This window comes from Caballeronia hypogeia (assembly GCF_001544875.2).
GTDB classification, from domain to species: domain Bacteria; phylum Pseudomonadota; class Gammaproteobacteria; order Burkholderiales; family Burkholderiaceae; genus Caballeronia; species Caballeronia hypogeia.
Map to the genome: position 1 here is coordinate 167,420 of NZ_FCOA02000009.1, position 20,528 is coordinate 187,947.

Consider the following 20,528-nt stretch of genomic DNA (forward strand, 5'->3'; position numbering starts at 1 on the left):
CCATGCCGCTACTCGAAGTCAAGGACCTGCAGGTCGAATTCAGGACGCACGACGCCAGCGTGCGCGCCGTCAACGGCGTGAACTTCACGCTGGAGGAGGGCGAGACGCTCGGTATCGTCGGTGAATCGGGCTCGGGCAAGAGCCAGAGCATTCTCGCGATGATGGGGCTGCTCGCGTCGAACGGGCGCGCGCGCGGCCAGGCGATGTATCGCGGCGAGAACCTCATCGGCATGTCGCACAAGGCGATGAACCGCATACGCGGCAATCGCCTGTCGATGATCTTCCAGGACCCGATGAGCTCGCTCAATCCGTATCTCACGATCGAGCGGCAGATGACGGAAGTGCTGGAGCTGCACAAGAACGTCACGCGCCGCGAGGCGAAGAAGCGCGCGATCGCGATGCTCGAAGCCGTGCGCATTCCCGAGGCGGCGCATCGCATTTCGCAGTATCCGCACGAGCTGTCGGGCGGCATGCGCCAGCGGGTGATGATCGCGATGGCCTTGCTGTGCGAGCCCGAAGTGCTGTTCGCCGACGAACCCACCACCGCGCTCGACGTCACCGTGCAGGCGCAGATCCTGCAATTGCTGCGCAATCTCCAGCATGACTTCGGCACGTCCATCGTGCTGATCACGCACGACCTGGGCGTCGTCGCCGGGCTGTGCGAACAGGTCATGGTCATGTACGGCGGCCGCGTGATGGAGCAATGCGACGCCAGCACGCTGTTTTCGAAGCCTTCGCATCCGTACACCATCGGCCTGTTGCGCGCGTTGCCGCGTCTGGATCACGACGGCGGCGAGCTCACCGGCATTCCCGGCAATCCCCCGAACATGGCGCATCCGCCGGCGGGCTGCCCGTTCCACGAGCGTTGCGCCGATGCGACCGATGACTGCGCGACGAACGCGCCCGCGCTCAAGGCCGTCGATGGCGTGCACTGGCTGCGCGCCTGCCATCGTCCCGTCGACGAGATGAAAACCCGCTATCAGGAAACAAGCCATGTCTGACGCGACGATTCTCTCCGTGCGCGACATGCGCGTGCATTTCCAGGTGAAGTCGAAGAACCGCCTGCCGTGGGCGCCGCGCCGCACGCTCAAGGCCGTCGATGGCGTGAGCTTCGAGCTTGCGGCGGGCGAGACGCTCGGCGTTGTCGGCGAATCGGGTTGCGGCAAGTCCACGCTGTCGCGCGCGATGCTGAATCTGATTCCCGCGACGAGCGGCGAAATCGTGTGGATGGGCTCGCGACTGTCGAACGCATCGAAGCGCGAGTGGCATCGCGTGCGCGCCGACGTGCAGATGATTTTTCAGGACCCGCTCGCCTCGCTCGATCCGCGCATGACGGTCGGGCAGATCATCGCGGAGCCGCTCGTCGAGCACCGGCCGGACATGCACAAACGCGAAATCGACGCCCGCGTGCGCGCGATGATGGCGCGCGTCGGCCTGCGCGAGCAGATGATCAATCGTTATCCGCACGAGTTCTCGGGCGGACAGTGTCAGCGCATCGGCATTGCGCGGGCGCTGATCGTCGAACCGAAGCTCGTGATCTGCGACGAACCCGTCTCCGCGCTCGATGTCTCGATTCAGGCGCAGATCGTCAATCTGCTCAGGTCGCTGCAGAAGGAGATGAAGCTCGCGCTCATCTTCATCGCGCACGACCTGGCCGTGGTGCGCCATATCTCCGATCGCGTGATGGTGATGTATCTCGGCCGCGTGATGGAGCTCGCGCGGAAACACGCGCTCTACGATTCGCCACGCCATCCGTACACGCGCGCGCTGCTCTCGGCGGTGCCGGTGCCCGATCCGGCGGTCGAACGCGGCAAGGTCGTGCAGATTCTGTCGGGCGACATCCCTAGTCCGATCGACCCGCCTGCGGGTTGTGTGTTCCATACGCGCTGCCCGATGGCGCAGGCGCGCTGCGCGCAGGAAGTGCCCGCGTTGCGCACGCTCGGGCCAGATTCGCAGGCGGCGTGCTTGTTCGCTTGAGCCGCTGCCGCGCTGATTAAAAAACCAATGACATTCGAGGAAACGACGTTCCCGCAATAAACCACGCCCCATAAAACGAGGCGGCCCGCGCCGCCCGCTTCCCGGTTCGACAATTCGCCTGTCCATCTCGATGCTTCGCATCGCCGGATGAGGCGATTTGCAATCCTTAGTTTTGTATAAGCCGTCAGCAGCTAGAAAATAAATGGAGATCTTTGTCGTGCAAAAACAAAAACGCTCACTCGCGCTATCGATTTTGCTGTTCAGCGGTGTCATGGCCGTGACGCCCGCCGCGCGCGCCGATGACACGCCACCGCCGCCCGACGCGCCTTCGCGTCATACAGAAGCGCCGCCCGATGCGCCGCCGAACACCGCAGCCGATGCGCCCGTGAGCAGTCAGGCGAAGTCGAATGGTTTCATCGAGGATTCGCATCTGAACCTGCTGTTCCGCTCGTACACCGAACACGACGACTTGAAGGGCGCGGGCAAGAAGGATGCGTGGGTGCTGGGCGCGCAGGCCGTGTTCGAATCGGGCTACACGAAAGGGCTGATCGGGCTGGGCGGCGACGTGTCGCTATTCGGCGCGTTCAAGCTGAACGGCGGCATGGGCGCGGGTAATCGCGTGCACGTCGGCACGGACGGTGGCGGGTCGAATCAGCTCGCGTGGGCATACCCCGGCGTGTGGGACGTGAAGGCGCGCGTGTCGAACACGGTGCTCAAGTACGGTCAGCAACTCTTCGACAACCCGTTCCTCGTGCCGCACGACAACCGTGCATTGCCGCCAACGTATCGCGGCTTCTCGCTCGCCAGTAATGAGATCAAGAATCTGACGCTCAAGGCCGGCACGGTCGACGCGGTGCTGGCGCGCGGCATGACGACCACGAGCCAGTTGCTGACCGAATACGGCGGCACCCACGTTTCGCGCTTCACGTACTTCGGCGGCGACTGGACGCGCGGCGACGATACGGCCGTCTCGCTGTATGGCAGCGTCGCGAACAACGTGTGGCAGCAGTACTATCTGACGGCGACGCAGAGCATCGGCGATCCGAAGTCGATTCGCTGGACCGGTTCGTTGAACTACTACTACACGAGCGCGATAGGTGACAAGCTGCAAGGGCCGATCAACAACAACGCGTATTCGCTGGCGCTCGCCGGCACGCACGGCGCGCATACGGTGCAGGTCGCGTTCCAGCAGATCGTCAGCGACCAGACCTTCGACTACATGGGCCAGTCTGCGGGCGACTATCTCTCGAACTCGCTCGATGTGGACTACAACCAGCCGCATGAAAAATCGCTGAGCCTGTCGTACACGCTGAACCTGAAGGAGTACGGCGTGCCGGGCTTAAAGTTCACGCTGTGGACCGCATACGGCTGGGGCGCCGATGGCAGCAACATGGCTTACGGCGGCAGTTCGCAGGCGGCCAAGTACATGGTCGGCGGCCAGCCGATCGGTGGCACGCACTACGAAGTCGGCGTGATCCCGAGCTACACGGTGCCGGACGGCAAGTTCAAGAACACCTCGGTCAAGTTCTATTACATGCACCATCACAGCAACAGCCCGTACTATCCGGATGGCACGAGCGACGTGTATCGCCTGATGGTGAACGTCCCTGTGAACGTGTTCTGACGGCAGCAATACGCGCCGCGGCGTAAACCCTACAAAAATACCCGTTTACATTACGTTTAGCTTTCGTATATAAAGGATGTGCGTGCTGCGGATTGCCATGTCTCGCCACGCTCATCCGCCCGGCAGGCCTGTCTCTGCCGGGCTTTTTTTTGTCCGCAATTGCGCATCTTACTGCAGCTTTCATACCTTACGAGAAAGCTGTTCGTAATGGAAAGCCCCGCCATTTCTTTCGCTTGACTTACTTGATATATCACATACTGTGTATATGCGGCGACGCATGAAAATCTCGTCGCGGGAGACGCCGTTCGGCGTCCGCATACACAAGGCAATGTTGCCAAGGAGACAGGCATGGGAATGAACCAGATGGACCGCCGGGAAGGGGCGTCGCGTCTCGCGTCGTCGTGGGTGCAGTTGGTTTTCGGCGTGATTTGCATGGCGATGATCGCCAACATGCAGTACGGCTGGACGCTGTTCGTCAATCCGATCGACGAGAAGTATCACTGGGGCCGCGCGGCCATTCAGGTGGCGTTCACGATTTTCGTCGTGACGGAAACCTGGCTGGTTCCGGTCGAAGGCTATCTGGTCGACAAGTACGGGCCCCGTCCCGTGGTCGTCGGTGGCGGTTTGCTGTGTGCGATCGCGTGGGTCATCAACTCGTTCGCGGCGTCGTTGCCGATGCTGTATTTCGCGGCGGCGGTCGGTGGCGTCGGCGCGGGAGCGGTGTATGGCACCTGCGTGGGCAATGCGCTCAAGTGGTTCCCGGAGCGGCGCGGACTCGCGGCGGGCATCACGGCCGCGGGCTTCGGCATGGGGTCGGCGGCGACCGTCGTGCCGATCGCGCACATGATCAAGTCGAGCGGCTACGAATCGACCTTCCTGTGGTTCGGTCTGGGACAGGGGCTGGTGGTCTTCCTGCTCGGCATGGCGCTGTATGCGCCGTCCGCGCAACTGATCGCATCGGTGAAGAGCACGGTCAAGGCCGCGGCCTACAACGCGAGCCCGAAGCAGGTGCTCGCCTCGCCGATCTTCTGGGTCATGTACCTGATGTTCGTCATGATGGCCGCCGGCGGCCTGATGGCGACCGCGCAGCTCGGGCCCATCGCGAAGGACTTCGGGCTGCATGACTCGCCCGTGTCGATTCTCGGTCTGACCTTGCCCGCGCTGACCTTCGCGCTCACCATCGACCGCGTGCTCAACGGGCTGACACGGCCGTTCTTCGGCTGGGTGTCGGACCGAATCGGACGCGAGAACACGATGTTCGTCGCGTTCGCGATCGAGGCGGTCGGCATTGTCGCGCTGTCGAAATACGGGCACAACCCGGTGGCCTTCGTCGTGCTGACCGGCATCGTGTTCTTTGCGTGGGGTGAGATCTACAGCCTGTTTCCGGCGACATGCGGCGACACCTTCGGTCCGAAGTTCGCGGCGACCAATGCGGGCCTGCTGTATACGGCGAAGGGCACGGCGGCTCTGCTGGTGCCGTTCTCGAGCGTCATCACGAACATGACCGGAAGCTGGCACGCGGTCTTCATGCTCGCGGCGGGCATGGCGGCGATCTCCGCGTTCCTCGCGCTCTTCGTGCTCAAGCCGATGCGCAACGCGCACACCCAGAAGCACGCGCGCGCGGCGTCGCTCGACATGGCGTACACGCCGGCCGTGAAGGAATGACGTGTTGAAGTGAGCAGGGCGGGCGACGCGGTGCGTCGCCCGTCTTTAGCCGGTCCGGACTTAAACGACTGCCTTCAAAGGCATCGCTTCCTGTGCTGGCTGGTCGACACGAAGCTTCAGCCGCAAGGCGGGACCTTCGATGAGGTGCCACGACAGGAATGCGAGCGCGAACGTGATGAGAGTCGATGCCGCCAGTTGCATGCCGTACGACCAGTGATTTCCGCAAAGGCAGACGAGCGTCTGTTGCACCGGAAATGCGTAGATATAAATGCCGTATGAGAAGTCGCCGAAGCGCCCGGCATGCCTGATGAACGGAGATGAAGCGGAGCCGAAGAAAATCACGGCCGGCGGCAGGATCAGAAACAGGGCGGCATATTCTCTTCCGGATGCGTACAGAGCCATCGCGGCGATACCGGCCACGGCCAGGATCACTCGCTTGCGAATGGCCCAGAGGTCGCGAAAGTAGTAAAGACACAGGCCATAGCAAAAGAACGTCCCGTATTCCAGACCGACCGATACGCCGGGCTTGTGTTGCACATCCTTGATCTCGAAGACGTAGGCGGCGAACGCGACGGCGCACAGCGCAAGCAACGGGCGCACACGCACCAGCCGGACGACGCCAAGACCGCGCAAGATCAGATACCAGTGGAACTCGAAAGGCAGAGACCACAACGAGCCGTTGACTGCGCGAGGAAACGGGTTATCGGCAAACACGCCCGGGAGTTCGTAGCGCATCGTCAGCTTCAGGACGCGAAAATATTCCCAGGTCTGGGTGTCGCTGAAGTACTGGTCGGCTGGTAGCGTCGTAAGCAGCGGACCGAGCACGAAAACAGTCAGAAGCAGGACGACGATCAGCCCTGGCCAGGTTCGCAGAACGCGTTTCATCAGAAACCGCGCTACGGAGGGTCAGTTATCCCAGCTCTTCGTCACCAGATAACCGCTGATCGAAAAGACGACCATCACGCCGATCAAGCCGAGATCCTTCACGGGCAGATTGGGGCCTGCCCGACCCATCAACGCGAATTGATGGCTGAACAGAACGAGATAAGCGGCGCCGAGACGGAGAAGTCGAAGTTGTTGGACGTGTTCTTGTGCATGCTGCGGCAAGCGTGCTCTCGCCTGCTCGGTTATGTGTTTTTTTAGTATTCGAGAGGGCGAAGGCAATGCTGCCGCAAGCACAATCGAAGCAGCAGCGAAGCGGGCATCGACGCGCGGTCGTTCAGCGGGCGCGATTTTCTCTGACGCAGCTTGTCGATGTCAATAATTGTCGCGTTGCGATAGCTGTCTCGCGCTTTTCGCAACGGGCACGATCAGAACCGCATACCCACGTTGCAGCCGCCGAAGCCGCCGCCATTGGTTGCGAATCCGGCGCAGCCGAACAGGCCGCAGCCGCCGAGTGCGAGACAGGCGGCGACGACAATTGCCGCGGCGCGAAGAGAGGGGAGGTGTTTCATGCTGACATCGGGAATCGGGGAAGCCGGATGCGATTGTCGGCGAACTCGCGCATCCCGATGTCAAAAAGCATTGCGCGATCAGCCAGGCTTGCCGTCCTCGCGCGGCCTGAAGAGCGGCGCTGCATAAGCCGCGACATACAGCGCGAACGCGAGCACCCAGCACACACCAGCGCTCGTGATCCAGGTCGAATGCCACGAAGGCGCGACGAGCGGCCCGAGCACCCGCAGCGCACTCGCCGACAGCACCAGCGCATAGCACGCGATATCGCGCCTGTCCGCGACGAGCGGCCGGCCCGTATGCCCGCGCGCGGTTCGCGTGATCATCGCGATGATCGCGCCGCCGATCGCGCCCGCAGCGAACGCATGGATCGCGAGACTATGCGGCACGCGCGCCAGGCCGAGCGCGGAAAGCGCGAGCAGCGCGAAGCCGAGTGGTAGCCACGCATAGGCCAGGTGCAGGATCGCGAGTATCGGCCGGCCACGCACCGCGAAGGAACGCCAGCCGATCATCCGCGCCAGGTGCACGCCGCACGCCAGCAGGGCGAGCACGGCGACGATGCGGCCATCGAGCGCACAGGCATCCGCGACGAACGCCGCGAGCGTCATCGGCGCGACCGCGAGTTCGACGACGCGCCAGCGGCGTGCGACGAAGCCGGGAATCGCGTTTGCGGTGAACATCGGAATCACGCGGCCGCCGACGACGCCGACCAGCAACACGACGATGCCCGCCGACGCATACAGCGCGCGCATCGCGAGATCGAGACGTGCGTCGAATGAAAAGGCATGGAACGCGGCGTTCAGCGCGCCGAACGCGAGCAACACCGCCGCGACGAAATAGTTGCGCCGGTTGCCCGCTTTCACGAGCACGCGCAGCAGCAGAATCGCGGCGATGGGCAGGAACGCGCTGTCGACCACCGCCGCCGGCAGCGCCGGCCCGCTCCACACGAGCACGCGGCCTGCGAGCCAGAGCAGCGCGAGCGCGGCGAGCGGCGCCCCTTTGGCCGTATCGCGCCCGGTCCACGCGCGCACGGCGGTCAGCAGAAAGCCGACGACGATCGCCGCCGCGAAGCCGAACACCATCTCATGCGCATGCCATCCCACCGGGTCCGCGCGCAGCACATAGCCGCCTGAAAGCGGCATGCCCGACAGCACGAGCAGCCACACCGTCAGGGCGAAAGCGCCAAACCCCGCGCCGCACAGGTAGAACGGCCGAAAACCGAGGTTCAGCAACCCGAATCGCCGCCGATGCCGCGGTTCGCGCCGCTCCGGCGCCGCGATGAAAACGGTGTTGGGCTCTGCGATTTTCATGACGTCCTCACGATGTAATGCCGTCGCTCAATGCGGAATCGGCTGCTTGATGGGGTCTGCGTCGCCCGCGATCGCGAATACCAGCAGCTTCGCCGGCTTCGTCGCGCTCGCGTTCTTCGAGACGATGTGATGCGCGCCGGGTGGCTCGTACCACGATTCGCCCGGGCCATAGGTCTTCGCCGGCGATCCTTCGAGCTGCGAGGTCACGTGGCCTTCGAGCACATAGGCGAAGATCGATCCGGGATGCATATGCGGCTCCGACGCCTGCCCGGGCTTGTAGCTCACCGTGGCCATCAGCACGTTCTTGCCGGCGGCCTCGGGAATGGCTTGCTTCATCACCGGCCTGACCGTTTCCTCGTCGTGCGCGGATGCGTTCATCGCAGCGAGGGCAAGCACGGCTGTCACAACAAGTAGCTTGCGCATGTCTATGTCCTCAGGCCGGCAGCTTGCGGAACGCGATCGCGAAGCGGTTCCAGCTGTTGATCGCGGAGATGAGCAGCGTGAGGTCGACGATCTCCTCGTCGCTGAAGTGCGGCTTCACCGCTTGCCACACGGCATCGGGCACATGCTCTTGCGACACCAGCGTCAACGCCTCGGTCCATTCCAGCGCGGCGCGTTCGCGATCGGTGAAGAAGGGCGTTTCGCGCCATACCACCACGGTCGCCAGACGCCGGTCCGTTTCGCCGCCCTTGCGCGCATCGGTGGTGTGCATGTCGACGCAGAACGCGCAGCCGTTGATCTGCGACGCGCGCAGACGCACCAGTTCGGTCAGCGATTTCTCGAGCGCCGACTTGCCGACGCGCTCCTCGACGCCGATGAGCGCCTTGATCGCCGCGGGATTTGCCTTGTAGAAGTCGAGACGGGATTCCATTTGCGTAGGCTCCTTGCCGGGGTTTGGAAAGTGCGCCAAAGCGGCGCGACAAGGACAGATTAGGCGTTTCGGTGGCTGTGTTAAATGACCGGTTTTCGGGAATTTCAGGTGACCAGCAAGACGCTTCCGATTTGCATCGACGGCGTAAAAAAACCCGCGGCCGAAGCGCGCCGCGGGTAATTGAAACGCAGGGCAGCGCGGGAGGTCAGTCGAGCGCCGCTGCCGGGCCGAAGAACTCGTAGCGGCTCTGCGCTTCGGGCACGCCGAGCGCCTTCAGATGCTTCTTGACGGCCTTCATGAACGCCTTCGGTCCGAGGAAGTACGCGTCGACATCGCGGTTTTGCGGCAGCCACTTGCCGAGCAGCGTTTCATCGACGAAGCCGAGGCCGTGCGCTTCGTGATCGCCATCGCGCTTGTGCTCGTAGCAGTAAAAACGCTTCAGTTGCGGGTGACGCGCCGCCAGATCCTCGATCGCCTCGCGGAACGCATGCACCCCGCCGTGACGCGCCGAGTGGATGAAGTGCACCGGACGCTTCGTTTCGAGCGCGGCCTGCAGCATGGCCAGCGTCGGCGTGATGCCAACGCCGCCGCTGATCAGCACGAGCGGCTTTTCGCCCGCCTCGAGCCTGAAGTCCCCGGCAGGCGGATAGAGGTCGATGCCGTCGCCCGCGTGCAGCGCGTCGTGCAGGAAATTCGACACGCGGCCGTTCGGCTCACGCTTCACGCTGATGCGATATTCACGGCCGTTCGGCGCGGCGGACAGCGAGTAGTTGCGGCGCACTTCCTCGCCGTCGATGACGAGGCGCAGGCCGATGTACTGGCCCGGACGGAAGTCGAGCAACGCGCCGCCGTCTGCCGGCACGAGATAGAACGACGTGATTTCGTCGCTTTCGGCGATCTTGCGCTCGACGATGAAACGCCGCGTGCCACGCCATCCGCCCGGCGCCTTTTCGCGCTCGCTGTAGATGCCTTCTTCCAGCCCGATCAGCAGATCGGCGAGCTGTCCGTAGGCGGCGGCCCACGCTTCGATGACCGCGTCGGTGGCGATTTCCTCGCCGAGCACTTCGCGGATCGACTTGAGCAGGCAGCTACCGACGATCGGATAATGTTCGGGCTGAATGTCCAGCGCGACGTGCTTGTTGATGATCTGGCCGACCAGGCCGCCGAGCTTCTCGAGTTCGTCGATATGACGCGCGTACATCAACACGCCGTTGGCGAGCGCGCGCTGCTGCGCGCCGCTGGCCTGATGCGCCTGATTGAACATCGGGCGAACTTCGGGGTACTCCGTGAGCATCTTGTTGTAGAAGTGCTTCGTGAGCGCCTCGCCGCCGCTTTCCAGAAGGGGGACGGTTGCCTTGACGATGGCGCGGTGTTCTGCTGACAGCATGCTTCGGTTCCTCGTTGTGATGGTGGCGAAAGCGGGCGCTCTCGCATCGAAAACTTTCGGCTGTATCTTATACACGATCCGTGCCAGAGTAGAATCATCGATAAATCAATTGCTTGTGTTTCGACATGGTCGATTCGACTCTAGTCAAAAAGACTGCCGATGTAGTCGCAATGACCTCGCGTGTGTTGCTGGACGCGCTGGTGCCACTGATCGAGGATCTCTCGAACCAGATGCCGGAGGCCGAGCGTTACCGGCGCCTGTTGCACACGTTGCGCGCGCTCTTTCCCGGCGACGCGACCGCGCTCCTTCGGCTCGACGGCGACACGCTGGTGCCGCTCGCCATCGACGGTCTGTCGGGCGACACGCTCGGCCGGCGCTTTCGCGTGAGCGAGCATCCGCGGTTCGCGCGCATCCTCGCCCGCGAGGCGCCGACGCGCTTCGCCGCCAGCTCCGATCTGCCCGATCCCTACGACGGGCTAGTGAAAGGCGTGAGCGGCCATCTCGAAGTGCACGACTGCCTCGGCTGCCCGCTCATCATCAACGGGCGCGCATGGGGACTCCTGACACTCGACTCACTCGATCCCGCGTGCTTCGACGGCATCGACATGGCCTCGCTGCAGGCTTTCCTCAGCCTCGCGGCGGCGACCGTGAGCGTGGCCGAGCGCATCGATACGCTCGCCAGGACCAGCGAGGCCGAGCGGCAGCGGGCCGAAGTCTATCGTCAGGCGAGCGGGCCGCGACGGCGCGAGATGATTGGCAGCAGCGCGCCGCATAACCGCTTGCAGGAGGAGATCGCGATCGTCGCGTCGAGCGATCTGACCGTGCTCGTCACCGGCGAGACGGGCGTCGGCAAGGAGCTCGTCGCCAGCGAGATTCACGCCCTGTCGCCGCGCGCGGACAAGCCGCTCATCAGCCTGAACTGCGCGGCGCTGCCCGATACGCTCGTCGAGAGCGAGCTTTTCGGGCATGTGCGCGGCGCGTTCTCGGGCGCTTCGTCCGACCGGCGCGGCAAGTTCGAGCTCGCCGACGGCGGCACGCTGTTCCTCGACGAAGTGGGCGAGCTGCCGCTGCCCGTGCAGGCGAAACTGTTGCGGGTGCTGCAGAACGGGCAGTTGCAGCGCATCGGCTCGGACAATGAACACAAGGTCGATGTGCGGCTCATCGCCGCGACCAATCGCGATCTCGCGGAAGAGGTGCGTGAGGGGCGGTTCCGCGCGGACTTTTATCATCGGCTGTCGGTGTATCCGCTGGTCGTGCCGCCGCTGCGCGAGCGCGGGCGGGACGTGTTGCTGCTCGCAGGCTTCTTTCTCGAGGAGAACCGCTCGCGGCTCGGACTCCTGAGCCTGCGCCTTTCCGCCGATGCACAGGCCGCGCTGCTGGCCTATCGCTGGCCTGGCAACGTGCGCGAACTGGAGCATCTGATCGGGCGCAGCGCGTTGAAGGCGCTCGCCGCCCATCGCGAGCGGCCGCGCATCCTCACGCTGACGGCCGCGGATCTCACCCTCACCGGCGACGGCGCCGTCGCCCCGGACAGCGCTTCCGCGCCCGTGCTCGCCGCGCCCGCGCCCGGGGCCGACTTCCGCGAGGCGGTCACGGCCTACGAGCGCACGCTGATTCTCGAAGCGCTCGCGCGTCACGACCAGAACTGGGCGTCGGCCGCGCGCGAACTCGGCCTGGATCGCGCCAATCTCAACCGGCTCGCGAAACGTCTCGGCCTCAAATGAGCGACCCACTGCATATCCCGAAATAACGCGCCGGCTTTATCTAATCCGCCATCCGCAAGCCTCACACGATTGAGGTCTTGTGGTTGCGTATCTCAAAAAAATGCGTTTTATTGTTCAAACGCAAAAAACAGCCGGATGTGTCATACGCATCGATGTGACGCATTGAGACAATCTCAAAGCTGGGAAAAACGGGCGGTCTCTTCTAAGATCAGAAAAGCCAAGCGCAACCCATCGGCACCAAGAACATCGCAGCGCCTTGAAGAACCGCGTCGGACGAAACGCTCAACGCGTCCGGCAAATCGAACACGGCAAATCGACAACGGGGGTTACGTGCGAAACGTGGCAAAGCGCAGTGCTTACGTCTTGTCCGCGCTCTTCGCGTTTTTCAGCTTCGGCGCGTCCGCCGCGGACGCCCCGAAGGACGCCGCCGTTGCGGGCGCGCCGCTCGAACGCGCGCCCGACACGATGAAGGCCCGCGTGATGGGCTGTGCGGCCTGTCACGGCGCGCACGGCGAGGGCACCGACAACGACTACTTCCCGCGCCTGTCCGGCAAGCCCGCCGGCTACCTGTACAACCAGCTGCTCGCCTTCCGCGATGGCCGGCGCAAGTATCCGCCGATGAACTACCTGCTCGCGTATCTGCCGGACGCGTATCTGAAGCAGATGGCCGATTATTTCGCGGGCGAACGTCCGCCGTTTCCGCCGCCCGCGCCGGTCACCGTCGATGCGAAGACGCTCGATCTCGGCAAGACGCTCGTCACAAAAGGCGACGCCGCGCGCAACATACCCGCCTGCGTGAGCTGCCACGGCACCTCGATGACCGGCATGGAGCCGGCGATTCCCGGCCTGCTCGGCCTGCACGCCGATTACCTCAGCGCCCAGCTCGGCGCGTGGCGCTACGGCACGCGCAGCACCGTTGCGCCGGATTGCATGGGGCAAGTCGCGAAGCTGCTTTCCGAGCGCGATATCACCGCGATCGCCGCGTATCTCGCGTCGCTGCCCGCGCCGGCCAATCCGGTGCCGGTGGCCGCCGGCTCGTTCAAGATGCCGCTCGCGTGCGGCAGCGTTCACAACTAACCGAGGGACCGACGTGCTCCGTTTCCGATATCTCAGAGCGCTCGCCGTCGCGGTCACCTTCGCGGCGTGCGCCGCACCGATGCAGCAGGCGCTCGCGCAAGGCGCCGACGCCGCCACCATCAAGCGCGGCGAATATCTGGCGCGCGCGGGCGATTGCATCGCGTGCCACACGCTGCCGGCGGGCAAGACCTTTGGCGGCGGCCGCCCGATGGACACGCCCTTCGGCACGCTGTACACGCCGAACATCTCGTCGGACAAGGAGACGGGCCTGGGCGCCTGGACCGCCGACGAGTTCTACACAATGATGCATACCGGCAAGTCGCGCGACGGCTCGCTGCTCTATCCGGCGATGCCCTTTGCGTCCTATACAAAGGTCACGCGCGCCGACTCCGACGCCATCTATGCGTTTCTGATGTCCACGCCGCCCGTGCATCAGCCGAACCGTCCGCATGAACTGCGCTTTCCGTTCAACAAGCGGCAACTGCTGCTCGGCTGGCGTTCGCTGTTCTTCAGGGAGGGCGAGTATCAGCCCGATCCGAAGCAGTCCGTCGAATGGAATCGCGGTGCGTATCTCGTCGAAGGTCTGGGACATTGCTCGATGTGCCATACGGCGATCAACGCGCTCGGCGGCAACGTCACGTCCAAGGCATTCGAAGGCGGCCTGATCCCGATTCAGAACTGGTATGCGCCTTCGCTCACGTCGAACAAGGAAGCGGGGCTGGGCGACTGGGGCATGGACGACATCGTCGGTTTGCTGCATGCGGGCGTCAGCAATCGCGGCGCGGTATACGGACCGATGGCCGAAGTTGTCTACGACAGCCTGCAATATCTGACCGAAGACGACGTGCGCGCGATGGCAGTGTATCTCAAGGCCTTGCCCGCGCGCTCCGGCGACAAGGCCGAGCCGCCGAGCCAGGCGGTCGTCGAACAGAAGACGAATCTCTCGCCCCTCGGCAAGAAAATCTACGACGCCCAATGCGCCGAATGTCACGCGGCGCAGGGCCAGGGCAAGCCGCCCGATTTCCCGCCGCTCGCGAACAATCAGTCGATCGTGATGAGTTCCGCCGTCAATCCGATCCGCATGGTGCTGAACGGCGGCTATCCGCCGGGCACGTTCAAGAACCCGAAGCCGTATGGCATGCCGCCGTTCGCGCAGTCGCTGTCGGATGTGGAGGTGGCGGCGGTGGTCACATATATCCGCACCGCGTGGGGCAATCGCGGCACGCCAGTTTCGGTGAAGGAAGTGAACGACCTGCGTTCGGCACCGCTTTACTGAGTATCGACTGAGCATTCGACGACACCATGAACGAAGACCAAGACGCGAAGGACGACGCGAAGCTCGACGAGATCGTGAGGCGCGGCCCGTCGGGTGCGGTCGCGCTCGCGGGCATCTCGACCGCGATCGTGATCGCCATGTGGTTCATCTTTTACTTCGCCGTGTTCCTGCCACGCGGCGTGATCCAGTGATTCACTAGGGCATTTCAATTTCATATGGCCATCAATCCAGACTCGCACGAAGTCGCCGAACGGGTAGAACGGCGCTGGGCGATCCTCGTTCTCGCGATCATCGTGGTGCTCGTCGCGATGGTGGTCTACACCGGCCTGCACTGGGCGATGATGCCGCCCTCGCGGGTCGAGACCGTGCGCCCCGAGACACTCAGCGTGTCGGGCGAATTCATCGAGAGCAATCTGGGCAGCGCGCCCGAGGCGGACGGCTCGGTGACGGTGCGGATCGTCGCGCAGCAGTATTCGTTCACGCCGCAGTGCATCGTCGTGCCGGCGGGCGTGCCGGTCACCTTCCGCGCGACGAGTTCCGATGTCGTTCACGGCTTTCTGATCACCGACACCAACATCAATTCGATGCTCGAGCCGGGCTACGTCTCGACCTTCAAGACGACTTTCAGCCAGCCCGGCGAACATCTGATGCCGTGTCACGAATACTGCGGCACCGGGCACCAGAACATGTGGGCGCACGTGAAGGTGGTGGATCGCGCCGAGTTCATGCAGATGGCTGACAAGCAGCCGGCCAATTCGCGGAGAGTCTCCTGTGTTCAATAGCAAGCGCCTCGTGCTCGCGCATTTCTGGCTGGCGTTCATCCTGTTCGGCGTCGCCCTGCTGCTGGGCGCGTGGCAGATGTACGTGCGCAGTCCATTGCATCCGTGGCTGCAGAATGCGGAGCTTTACTATCGATCGGTGACGCAGCACGGCGTCGTGATGGGCTACGCGTTCCCGACGCTCATCGCGATGGGCTTCGGCTACGCGGTCAGCGAGCTCGCGCTGAAAAAGCCGCTCGTCGGTCCGCGCTGGGCGTGGCTCGGCTTCTGGCTCGTGGCCATCGGCGCGGTGACCGCGACGGTGCCGATCGCGATGGGCCTCGCATCGGTGCTCTACACGTTCTATCCGCCGATGATCGGCAACGTGTTCTTCTACGTGGGCGTCGTGCTCGTGGTGGTGGGCTCGTGGGTGTGGGTCGCGCTGATGTCGGTGAACCTGGCTTCGTGGAAGCGCGAGAACCCCGGCAAGCCGGTGCCGCTCGCGATGTTCGCGACGGTGGCGGGCGCGTATCTGTGGGGCTGGACGGCGGTGGGCGCGGCCATCGAAGTGCTGTTCATGATCCTGCCCGTGGCGATCGGCTGGAAGACGACCATCGATGCGGGTCTCGCGCGCGTGTTCTTCTCGTGGACGCTGCACGCGATCGTCTACTTCTGGCTGATGCCGGCATATATCGCGTACTACACGATCATTCCGCGCGCGATCGGCGGCCGTTTGTACAGCGACGGCATGGCGCGCATCTCCTTCATCCTGTTCCTGGTGGTGTCGATGCCGATCGGCATTCACCATCTGTTCGCCGATCCGCAAGTCGGCTCGGGCTTCAAGTTCATGCACTCGGTGTTCACCGCGCTCGTCGCGGTGCCGACCTTGCTGACGGTGTTCACGATTACGGCGTCGGTCGAGATCGCTGCGCGCCTGCGCGGCGGCAAGGGGCCGCTCGGCTGGCTCAAGGCATTGCCGTGGGATAACCCGATGATGCTCGCCGTGGCGTTTTCCTTCGTGATGCTGGGCTTCGGCGGCGCGGGCGGTCTCATCAACATGAGCTATCAGCTCGACTCGACCGTGCACAACACGCAATGGATAACGGGGCACTTTCATCTGATTTTCGGCGGCGCGATCGTCATCATGTATTTCGTGATCGCGTATGACCTGTGGCCGCATCTGACGGGCCGCGCGCTGCAGAGCGTGAAGCTGATGCGCTGGCAATTGTGGCTGTGGTTCATCGGCATGATCGTGCTGACGTTTCCGTGGCACTTCGTCGGCATTCTCGGCATGCCGAGGCGCATGGCCTTCTACGATTACAGCGATCCGGCGATCGCCGCGCAGGCGTCTTACGTGATCATTTCGGTGGTGGGCGCGCTGATCCTGGTGGCATCGGCGGTGCTGTTTTTCATCGTGCTGATCAAGGGGCATCGCGCGCCGCAGGTGAAGCCCGAGGAGTTCCGCTTCAGCCGCGCGCTGCATGAGCCGCACCGCATCCCGGTGGCGTTGAACAGCTTCGCGCTGTGGCTCGCGCTGATGATCGGGCTCACGCTCGTCAACTACGGCTATCCGATCGCGCAACTGCTCGCGCGATCCGACACAGCGGTGCCCGCAGTGCCGATCGGAGCACAGCGATGAGCGACGAACGTCTCTTCACATTCCGCAATCGCTGGTTCACGGTCAGCGTGTTGGGGACCATCGGCATCGCGGTGGTGTCGGCGCTGATCGGTTTCGTGTGGCTGCCTTCCGTGCATCGCGATGCGCAGTTCACCGGCGTCTGGAACGCCATCTGCAGCGCGGCGGGCTTGCCGCGCAGCTGGTATTCGGAGGGCACGATCGTCGAGTCGAAGACGAAGCTGACGAGCGTCGAGATGACGCCGCAATTGCTTGCGAACGTGAGCGCAAATTCGATCGGGCGTGGCGCGACGCTCGCCTTGCGCTGCACGATGTGCCACGGCGAGCGCGGCATGAGCGAGGCCAATTCGCCGAATCTCGCCGGGCAGTTCGCGTCGGTGATCTACAAGCAACTGGTCGATTTCCAGCAGGGCGTGCGCACCAACGCGGTGATGTCGCCGATGGCGGCGAATCTGAGCGATCAGGACATGCGCGATCTTGCCGCGTATTACGCGAGTCTGCCGCGGCCGCCCGCGCAACGAAAGGTGAGCGATGCGCTCGCGCCGCCGGTCGTGGCCCATGGCGCGCCGATGAGGAACATCGCGCCATGTGCGGCGTGTCATGGCGGAATCGATACGAAGGCGGGGAGTCCGTGGCTCGATGGTCTGCCTGCGGCTTATACGAAATCGCAGCTGATCGCGTTCGCCAATGGCACGCGCACCAATGACATCGACGGCGTCATGCGCAACGTCGCGCGCAACATGACGCCCGAGGAAATCGACGCGGCGGCGATGTATTACGCGAGGGAGTTGAACGGGAAGCCGTGATCCGTTCGACGGCTTGCCGGAGAGTCAGGCGCAGGATCGGAATCGCCGCTAGCCCATCAGGGGCTTCATTGCCGCACGGATACGCTTTCTGTATCGTGGCCCGAAGAATGCTGGAATCTCCAGCAGACCAAGGAAAGCCAGCGAAATGGAACCCAGAAGCGAAGCAATAAAAACCGACGTCCTGATCATAGGCGCAGGCCCCGTAGGGTTATTCGCCGCCTTCGAAGCCGGCGTGATCGGCCTCACGTGCCAGATCGTCGATACGCTCGGCCGCATCGGCGGGCAGTGCATCGAACTCTATCCCGACAAGCCCATCTACGACATCCCGGCGATTCCGTCCTGCACGGCGCGCGAACTCGTCGATCGACTGCTCGAGCAGATCCGTCCCTTCGACGTGCCGATCCATCTCGATCAACGCGTGCAGTCCGTCACGCAGCGCGACGATCATCGCTGGACGGTGACCACTGAAAACGGCATGACCTTCGATTGCGCCGCCATCATGATCGCCGCCGGCAACGGCGCCTTCGTGCCGCAGCGCCTGCAATTGCCGGAGGCCGCCGCGCTCGAAGACAAGGACGTGCATTACAGCGTGTCGCGTGTGGCGGATTTCGCGGACAAGGAGGTCATCGTCGCGGGCGGCGGCGACTCCGCGCTCGACTGGGCGCTCGCGCTCAAGGACATCGCGAGGAAGCTCACGCTCGTGCATCGGCGTCAGGGGTTCTCCGCGGCCGCGAATTCCGTCGCGGCGATGAAGCGCGCGGTGGAAGCAGGCGAGATGGCATTCGTCGTCGGCATGATCGAATCGCTCGATGCGCCCGAGGGTGCGCTGCGCGGCGTGCGCATCAAGCAGGTCGAAGGCGCGACCGATATCGCCGCCGACAAGGTCGTCGCGCTCTACGGACTCGTCTCCGAACTCGGTCCCATCGCGACCTGGAATCTCGACGTGCGCGGCGGACGCATCGAAGTCGACACGTCGAACTATGAATCGTCGCGGCCGGGCATCTTCGCGGTCGGCGATATCGCCAACTATCCAAACAAGCAAAAGCTCATTCTGTCGGGCTTTCATGAAGCATCGCTCGCGTTGCGGCGCGCGTATGCCTACGCCTATCCCGACAAGAAACGCGTGCACGTCCATTCGAGCTACGACGCGAAACTCGCTGAACGCGTGAGCGCCGCGCACACAGCCGACGGCGCGTGATCGCGCGCGTCGTCGCGTGGATGTTTCTCGCGTTGCTCGCCGGCGCGGCGATGTTCGTCTATGCCGTGTATTCGAAACGCGTCGTGTTGCCCCAGCGCTACGATCCGTTCGCGCCGCTCGACGTGCGCGCGCCGCAAGGTCCGCTCACGCGTTTCAAGCTCTGGCGCACGATGCGAGACCCGCAACTTTGCGATGCCGCGCTTGTGCATTCCGGTCTCGTCTATTGCGACATGGCCGACTCGACGGGGCGGGGCGGCTGCGAACTGAAGAACGTGGTGCGCGTCACGCAGGTCGAAGACGTGCGCTTTAGTGCGCCGTTTATCGCGACCTGTCCGCTCGCGCTCGGCATCGCCTATTTCGAGCATCAGTACCTTCAACGCGCCGCACTCGAGACTTACGGAGAAGGTGTCGCGCGCATCGAGCACGTGGGCAGTTACGCGTGCCGCAACGTGAATCATCAGCAGGACACGGCGCTGAGTCAGCACGCGAGCGCCAACGCGATCGATCTCACGGGTTTCGTGCTCGACAACGGACGACGCATCACACTGGCGCGCTGGGACGACGCGACATCGCCCGATGGCGTCTTTCTGCGCCGCGTGCACGAGGGCGCATGCGCGTCGTTCGACACGACGCTCGGACCCGACTACAACGCGCTGCACAAGGCGCACTTTCACGTCGATATGGGACCCTACCGCGTCTGCCGCTGAATCATGCGTGCCGAGGCGTGGAATCGCGGCCCGCGCGCTTTTCGAATCGATTCGGCTCGCGAGCGCACCGACGTGTCGCGGCGGGTTCGTTAAAATTGTCATGAACGCGGCGCGCGCGCAGTATCCGCGCCGCCAAGCCCACCCTCGACATATCGGAACAGCGAATGACGAAACAAGAGACCGCCAAGCAAGATCCCTGGGAACGACGTGCGTTGCTGCTGCATTTGGGCGACGTACTGGAGACGGTGTTCTGCCTGAGCCAATGCGCCGACGAATACGCGAGCATCGGCGATGCGGTGAAGGGCAACGACGCGCTTGCGGGATTCTCGTGGCTCGCCTTCATCGATGAAAGGATGACGCCGCGCGATTTCATCCGCCGCGCTTCGGGTGCGTTTTTCGTCTGGCCGAAGGCGCTGCTCGACGAGACACTGAATCGCCCGATGCTCGCGAATACGGTCAGGCATGATCTCTTCGCGGACAACGCGAAGGGCTGGAATGCTTACGTGGAAGAGCGGCGCCGTGAGGTGCCGTGGTTCGGCGAGGATCTGCCGCAACTTGCGAAGAGCGCGGCCCCGGCTCATGAAGCGAAGCCGTCCCCGACGCCGCAAAAACATAAGGACGAGCCCGCCACCGACACCCCTTCGCGCTACTCGACGTGGCCGTGGCCCGACAAGTCCGACGACGCGTGAACGAAAAGGACGGACACGCCGTCGCGCTTTATTCCTTTTTGCCCATGCCGCTCGCGCCCGCATCGAAACCGAGTCCGTTCGGCCGATCGGGTGCGGCGCCTTTGCCCGAAGATTTCTTGCCCGGCCGCGTCTTCAGCGCGTCGCTGGCGTTGGCTGCCGCGGCTGCGGGCGGCGTGACATTGCGTTCCTGATACGCGGGCGTGCTGTCGTAGTCCAGTTTGTTCGGCGTTTGCGGCGCCTGCTGCGCGCTTGCCACAACGGCGAGCGTGCCGCCGAGCAGAATCCCCGCCGTGCGCCCGAGTGCTTTGAATGTGGCTCTCATCTGCTGCCTCCCGTTTGTTCTGCACTTTCCCTTGATTCAGCAAAGCGTG

At 63.8% G+C, this 20,528-nt stretch carries 22 protein-coding genes; 14 read left to right on the forward strand and 8 right to left on the reverse strand.

The window, feature by feature from the left end; genetic code table 11:
• Positions 1-2: 2 nt before the first annotated feature.
• The 4 genes from AWB79_RS16120 (at position 3) to oxlT (ending at position 5,266) form a co-directional block, all read left to right on the forward strand.
• The gene (locus tag AWB79_RS16120) at positions 3-1,001 is read left to right on the forward strand and encodes an ABC transporter ATP-binding protein (RefSeq protein ID WP_061168410.1); all 999 of its coding nucleotides are present in this window, start codon (positions 3-5) and stop codon (positions 999-1,001) included.
• Positions 994-1,977, forward strand: coding sequence for a murein tripeptide/oligopeptide ABC transporter ATP binding protein OppF (oppF, locus tag AWB79_RS16125; RefSeq protein WP_061168411.1), 984 nt, complete (start codon positions 994-996; stop codon positions 1,975-1,977). Before AWB79_RS16120 ends, oppF begins: the two co-directional genes overlap by 8 nt.
• 202 nt (positions 1,978-2,179) lie before the next feature.
• Positions 2,180-3,601 (forward strand): OprD family outer membrane porin, encoded by a 1,422-nt coding sequence (locus AWB79_RS16130; protein WP_374728545.1) that lies wholly within the window; start codon positions 2,180-2,182, stop codon positions 3,599-3,601.
• A gap of 348 nt (positions 3,602-3,949) precedes the next feature.
• Positions 3,950-5,266, forward strand: coding sequence for an oxalate/formate MFS antiporter (gene oxlT / locus AWB79_RS16135; protein WP_096031548.1), 1,317 nt, complete (start codon positions 3,950-3,952; stop codon positions 5,264-5,266).
• Positions 5,267-5,326: 60 nt separating this feature from the next.
• On the opposite strand, the gene AWB79_RS16140 is transcribed toward oxlT, so the two are convergent.
• From AWB79_RS16140 to hmpA, 7 genes are all read right to left on the reverse strand, one after another.
• Entirely contained in the window at positions 5,327-6,091 is a 765-nt protein-coding gene (locus tag AWB79_RS16140) for an acyltransferase family protein (RefSeq protein WP_157695791.1), read from the reverse strand.
• An 81-nt stretch (positions 6,092-6,172) separates the two neighbouring features.
• Positions 6,173-6,373: an acyltransferase gene (locus AWB79_RS39530; protein ID WP_157695792.1), complete on the reverse strand. Its 201-nt coding sequence runs from the start codon at positions 6,371-6,373 to the stop codon at positions 6,173-6,175.
• Between the two features lie 203 nt (positions 6,374-6,576).
• Entirely contained in the window at positions 6,577-6,720 is a 144-nt protein-coding gene (locus AWB79_RS40095; protein ID WP_198399038.1) for a hypothetical protein, read from the reverse strand.
• Positions 6,721-6,798: 78 nt separating this feature from the next.
• Positions 6,799-8,028, reverse strand: coding sequence for an NnrS family protein (locus AWB79_RS16145; protein ID WP_061168413.1), 1,230 nt, complete (start codon positions 8,026-8,028; stop codon positions 6,799-6,801).
• A 27-nt stretch (positions 8,029-8,055) separates the two neighbouring features.
• On the reverse strand, positions 8,056-8,451 hold the full coding sequence (locus AWB79_RS16150) for a cupin domain-containing protein (protein WP_061168414.1): 396 nt from the start codon (positions 8,449-8,451) through the stop codon (positions 8,056-8,058).
• A gap of 10 nt (positions 8,452-8,461) precedes the next feature.
• Positions 8,462-8,899: a carboxymuconolactone decarboxylase family protein gene (locus AWB79_RS16155; RefSeq protein WP_061168415.1), complete on the reverse strand. Its 438-nt coding sequence runs from the start codon at positions 8,897-8,899 to the stop codon at positions 8,462-8,464.
• Between the two features lie 205 nt (positions 8,900-9,104).
• Entirely contained in the window at positions 9,105-10,286 is a 1,182-nt protein-coding gene (gene hmpA, locus AWB79_RS16160) for an NO-inducible flavohemoprotein (RefSeq protein ID WP_061168416.1), read from the reverse strand.
• Between the two features lie 125 nt (positions 10,287-10,411).
• Here hmpA and norR point away from each other — a divergent pair, with 125 nt between their 5' ends.
• The 10 genes from norR (at position 10,412) to AWB79_RS16205 (ending at position 20,157) form a co-directional block, all read left to right on the forward strand.
• Positions 10,412-12,010, forward strand: a complete 1,599-nt coding sequence (norR, locus tag AWB79_RS16165; RefSeq protein WP_061168417.1) for a nitric oxide reductase transcriptional regulator NorR — start codon at positions 10,412-10,414, stop codon at positions 12,008-12,010.
• A 339-nt stretch (positions 12,011-12,349) separates the two neighbouring features.
• Positions 12,350-13,087 carry a c-type cytochrome gene (locus AWB79_RS16170; protein WP_082862382.1) on the forward strand — a complete coding sequence of 246 codons (738 nt, stop codon included), beginning with the start codon at positions 12,350-12,352 and terminating at the stop codon, positions 13,085-13,087.
• Positions 13,088-13,100: 13 nt separating this feature from the next.
• Entirely contained in the window at positions 13,101-14,363 is a 1,263-nt protein-coding gene (locus AWB79_RS16175; RefSeq protein ID WP_061168418.1) for a c-type cytochrome, read from the forward strand.
• A 26-nt stretch (positions 14,364-14,389) separates the two neighbouring features.
• Positions 14,390-14,554, forward strand: a complete 165-nt coding sequence (locus AWB79_RS39110) for a hypothetical protein (protein WP_096031549.1) — start codon at positions 14,390-14,392, stop codon at positions 14,552-14,554.
• A 24-nt stretch (positions 14,555-14,578) separates the two neighbouring features.
• Positions 14,579-15,145: a cupredoxin domain-containing protein gene (locus tag AWB79_RS16180; RefSeq protein ID WP_061168419.1), complete on the forward strand. Its 567-nt coding sequence runs from the start codon at positions 14,579-14,581 to the stop codon at positions 15,143-15,145.
• A complete protein-coding gene (locus AWB79_RS16185; RefSeq protein WP_061168420.1) occupies positions 15,135-16,760 on the forward strand; it encodes a cbb3-type cytochrome c oxidase subunit I in 1,626 nt (541 codons plus the stop codon). The genes AWB79_RS16180 and AWB79_RS16185 overlap by 11 nt, the downstream gene beginning before the upstream one ends.
• Positions 16,757-17,563 carry a c-type cytochrome gene (locus AWB79_RS16190; RefSeq protein WP_061168421.1) on the forward strand — a complete coding sequence of 269 codons (807 nt, stop codon included), beginning with the start codon at positions 16,757-16,759 and terminating at the stop codon, positions 17,561-17,563. The genes AWB79_RS16185 and AWB79_RS16190 overlap by 4 nt, the downstream gene beginning before the upstream one ends.
• Positions 17,564-17,708: 145 nt before the next feature.
• Complete coding sequence (locus AWB79_RS16195) at positions 17,709-18,761, forward strand: NAD(P)/FAD-dependent oxidoreductase (RefSeq protein WP_061168422.1); 1,053 nt, start codon at positions 17,709-17,711, stop codon at positions 18,759-18,761.
• Positions 18,758-19,468, forward strand: a complete 711-nt coding sequence (locus tag AWB79_RS16200) for an extensin-like domain-containing protein (protein ID WP_082862383.1) — start codon at positions 18,758-18,760, stop codon at positions 19,466-19,468. Before AWB79_RS16195 ends, AWB79_RS16200 begins: the two co-directional genes overlap by 4 nt.
• A gap of 164 nt (positions 19,469-19,632) precedes the next feature.
• Complete coding sequence (locus tag AWB79_RS16205) at positions 19,633-20,157, forward strand: hypothetical protein (protein ID WP_061168423.1); 525 nt, start codon at positions 19,633-19,635, stop codon at positions 20,155-20,157.
• A 28-nt stretch (positions 20,158-20,185) separates the two neighbouring features.
• On the opposite strand, the gene AWB79_RS16210 is transcribed toward AWB79_RS16205, so the two are convergent.
• On the reverse strand, positions 20,186-20,479 hold the full coding sequence (locus AWB79_RS16210; RefSeq protein WP_061168424.1) for a hypothetical protein: 294 nt from the start codon (positions 20,477-20,479) through the stop codon (positions 20,186-20,188).
• Positions 20,480-20,528 lie beyond the last annotated feature (49 nt).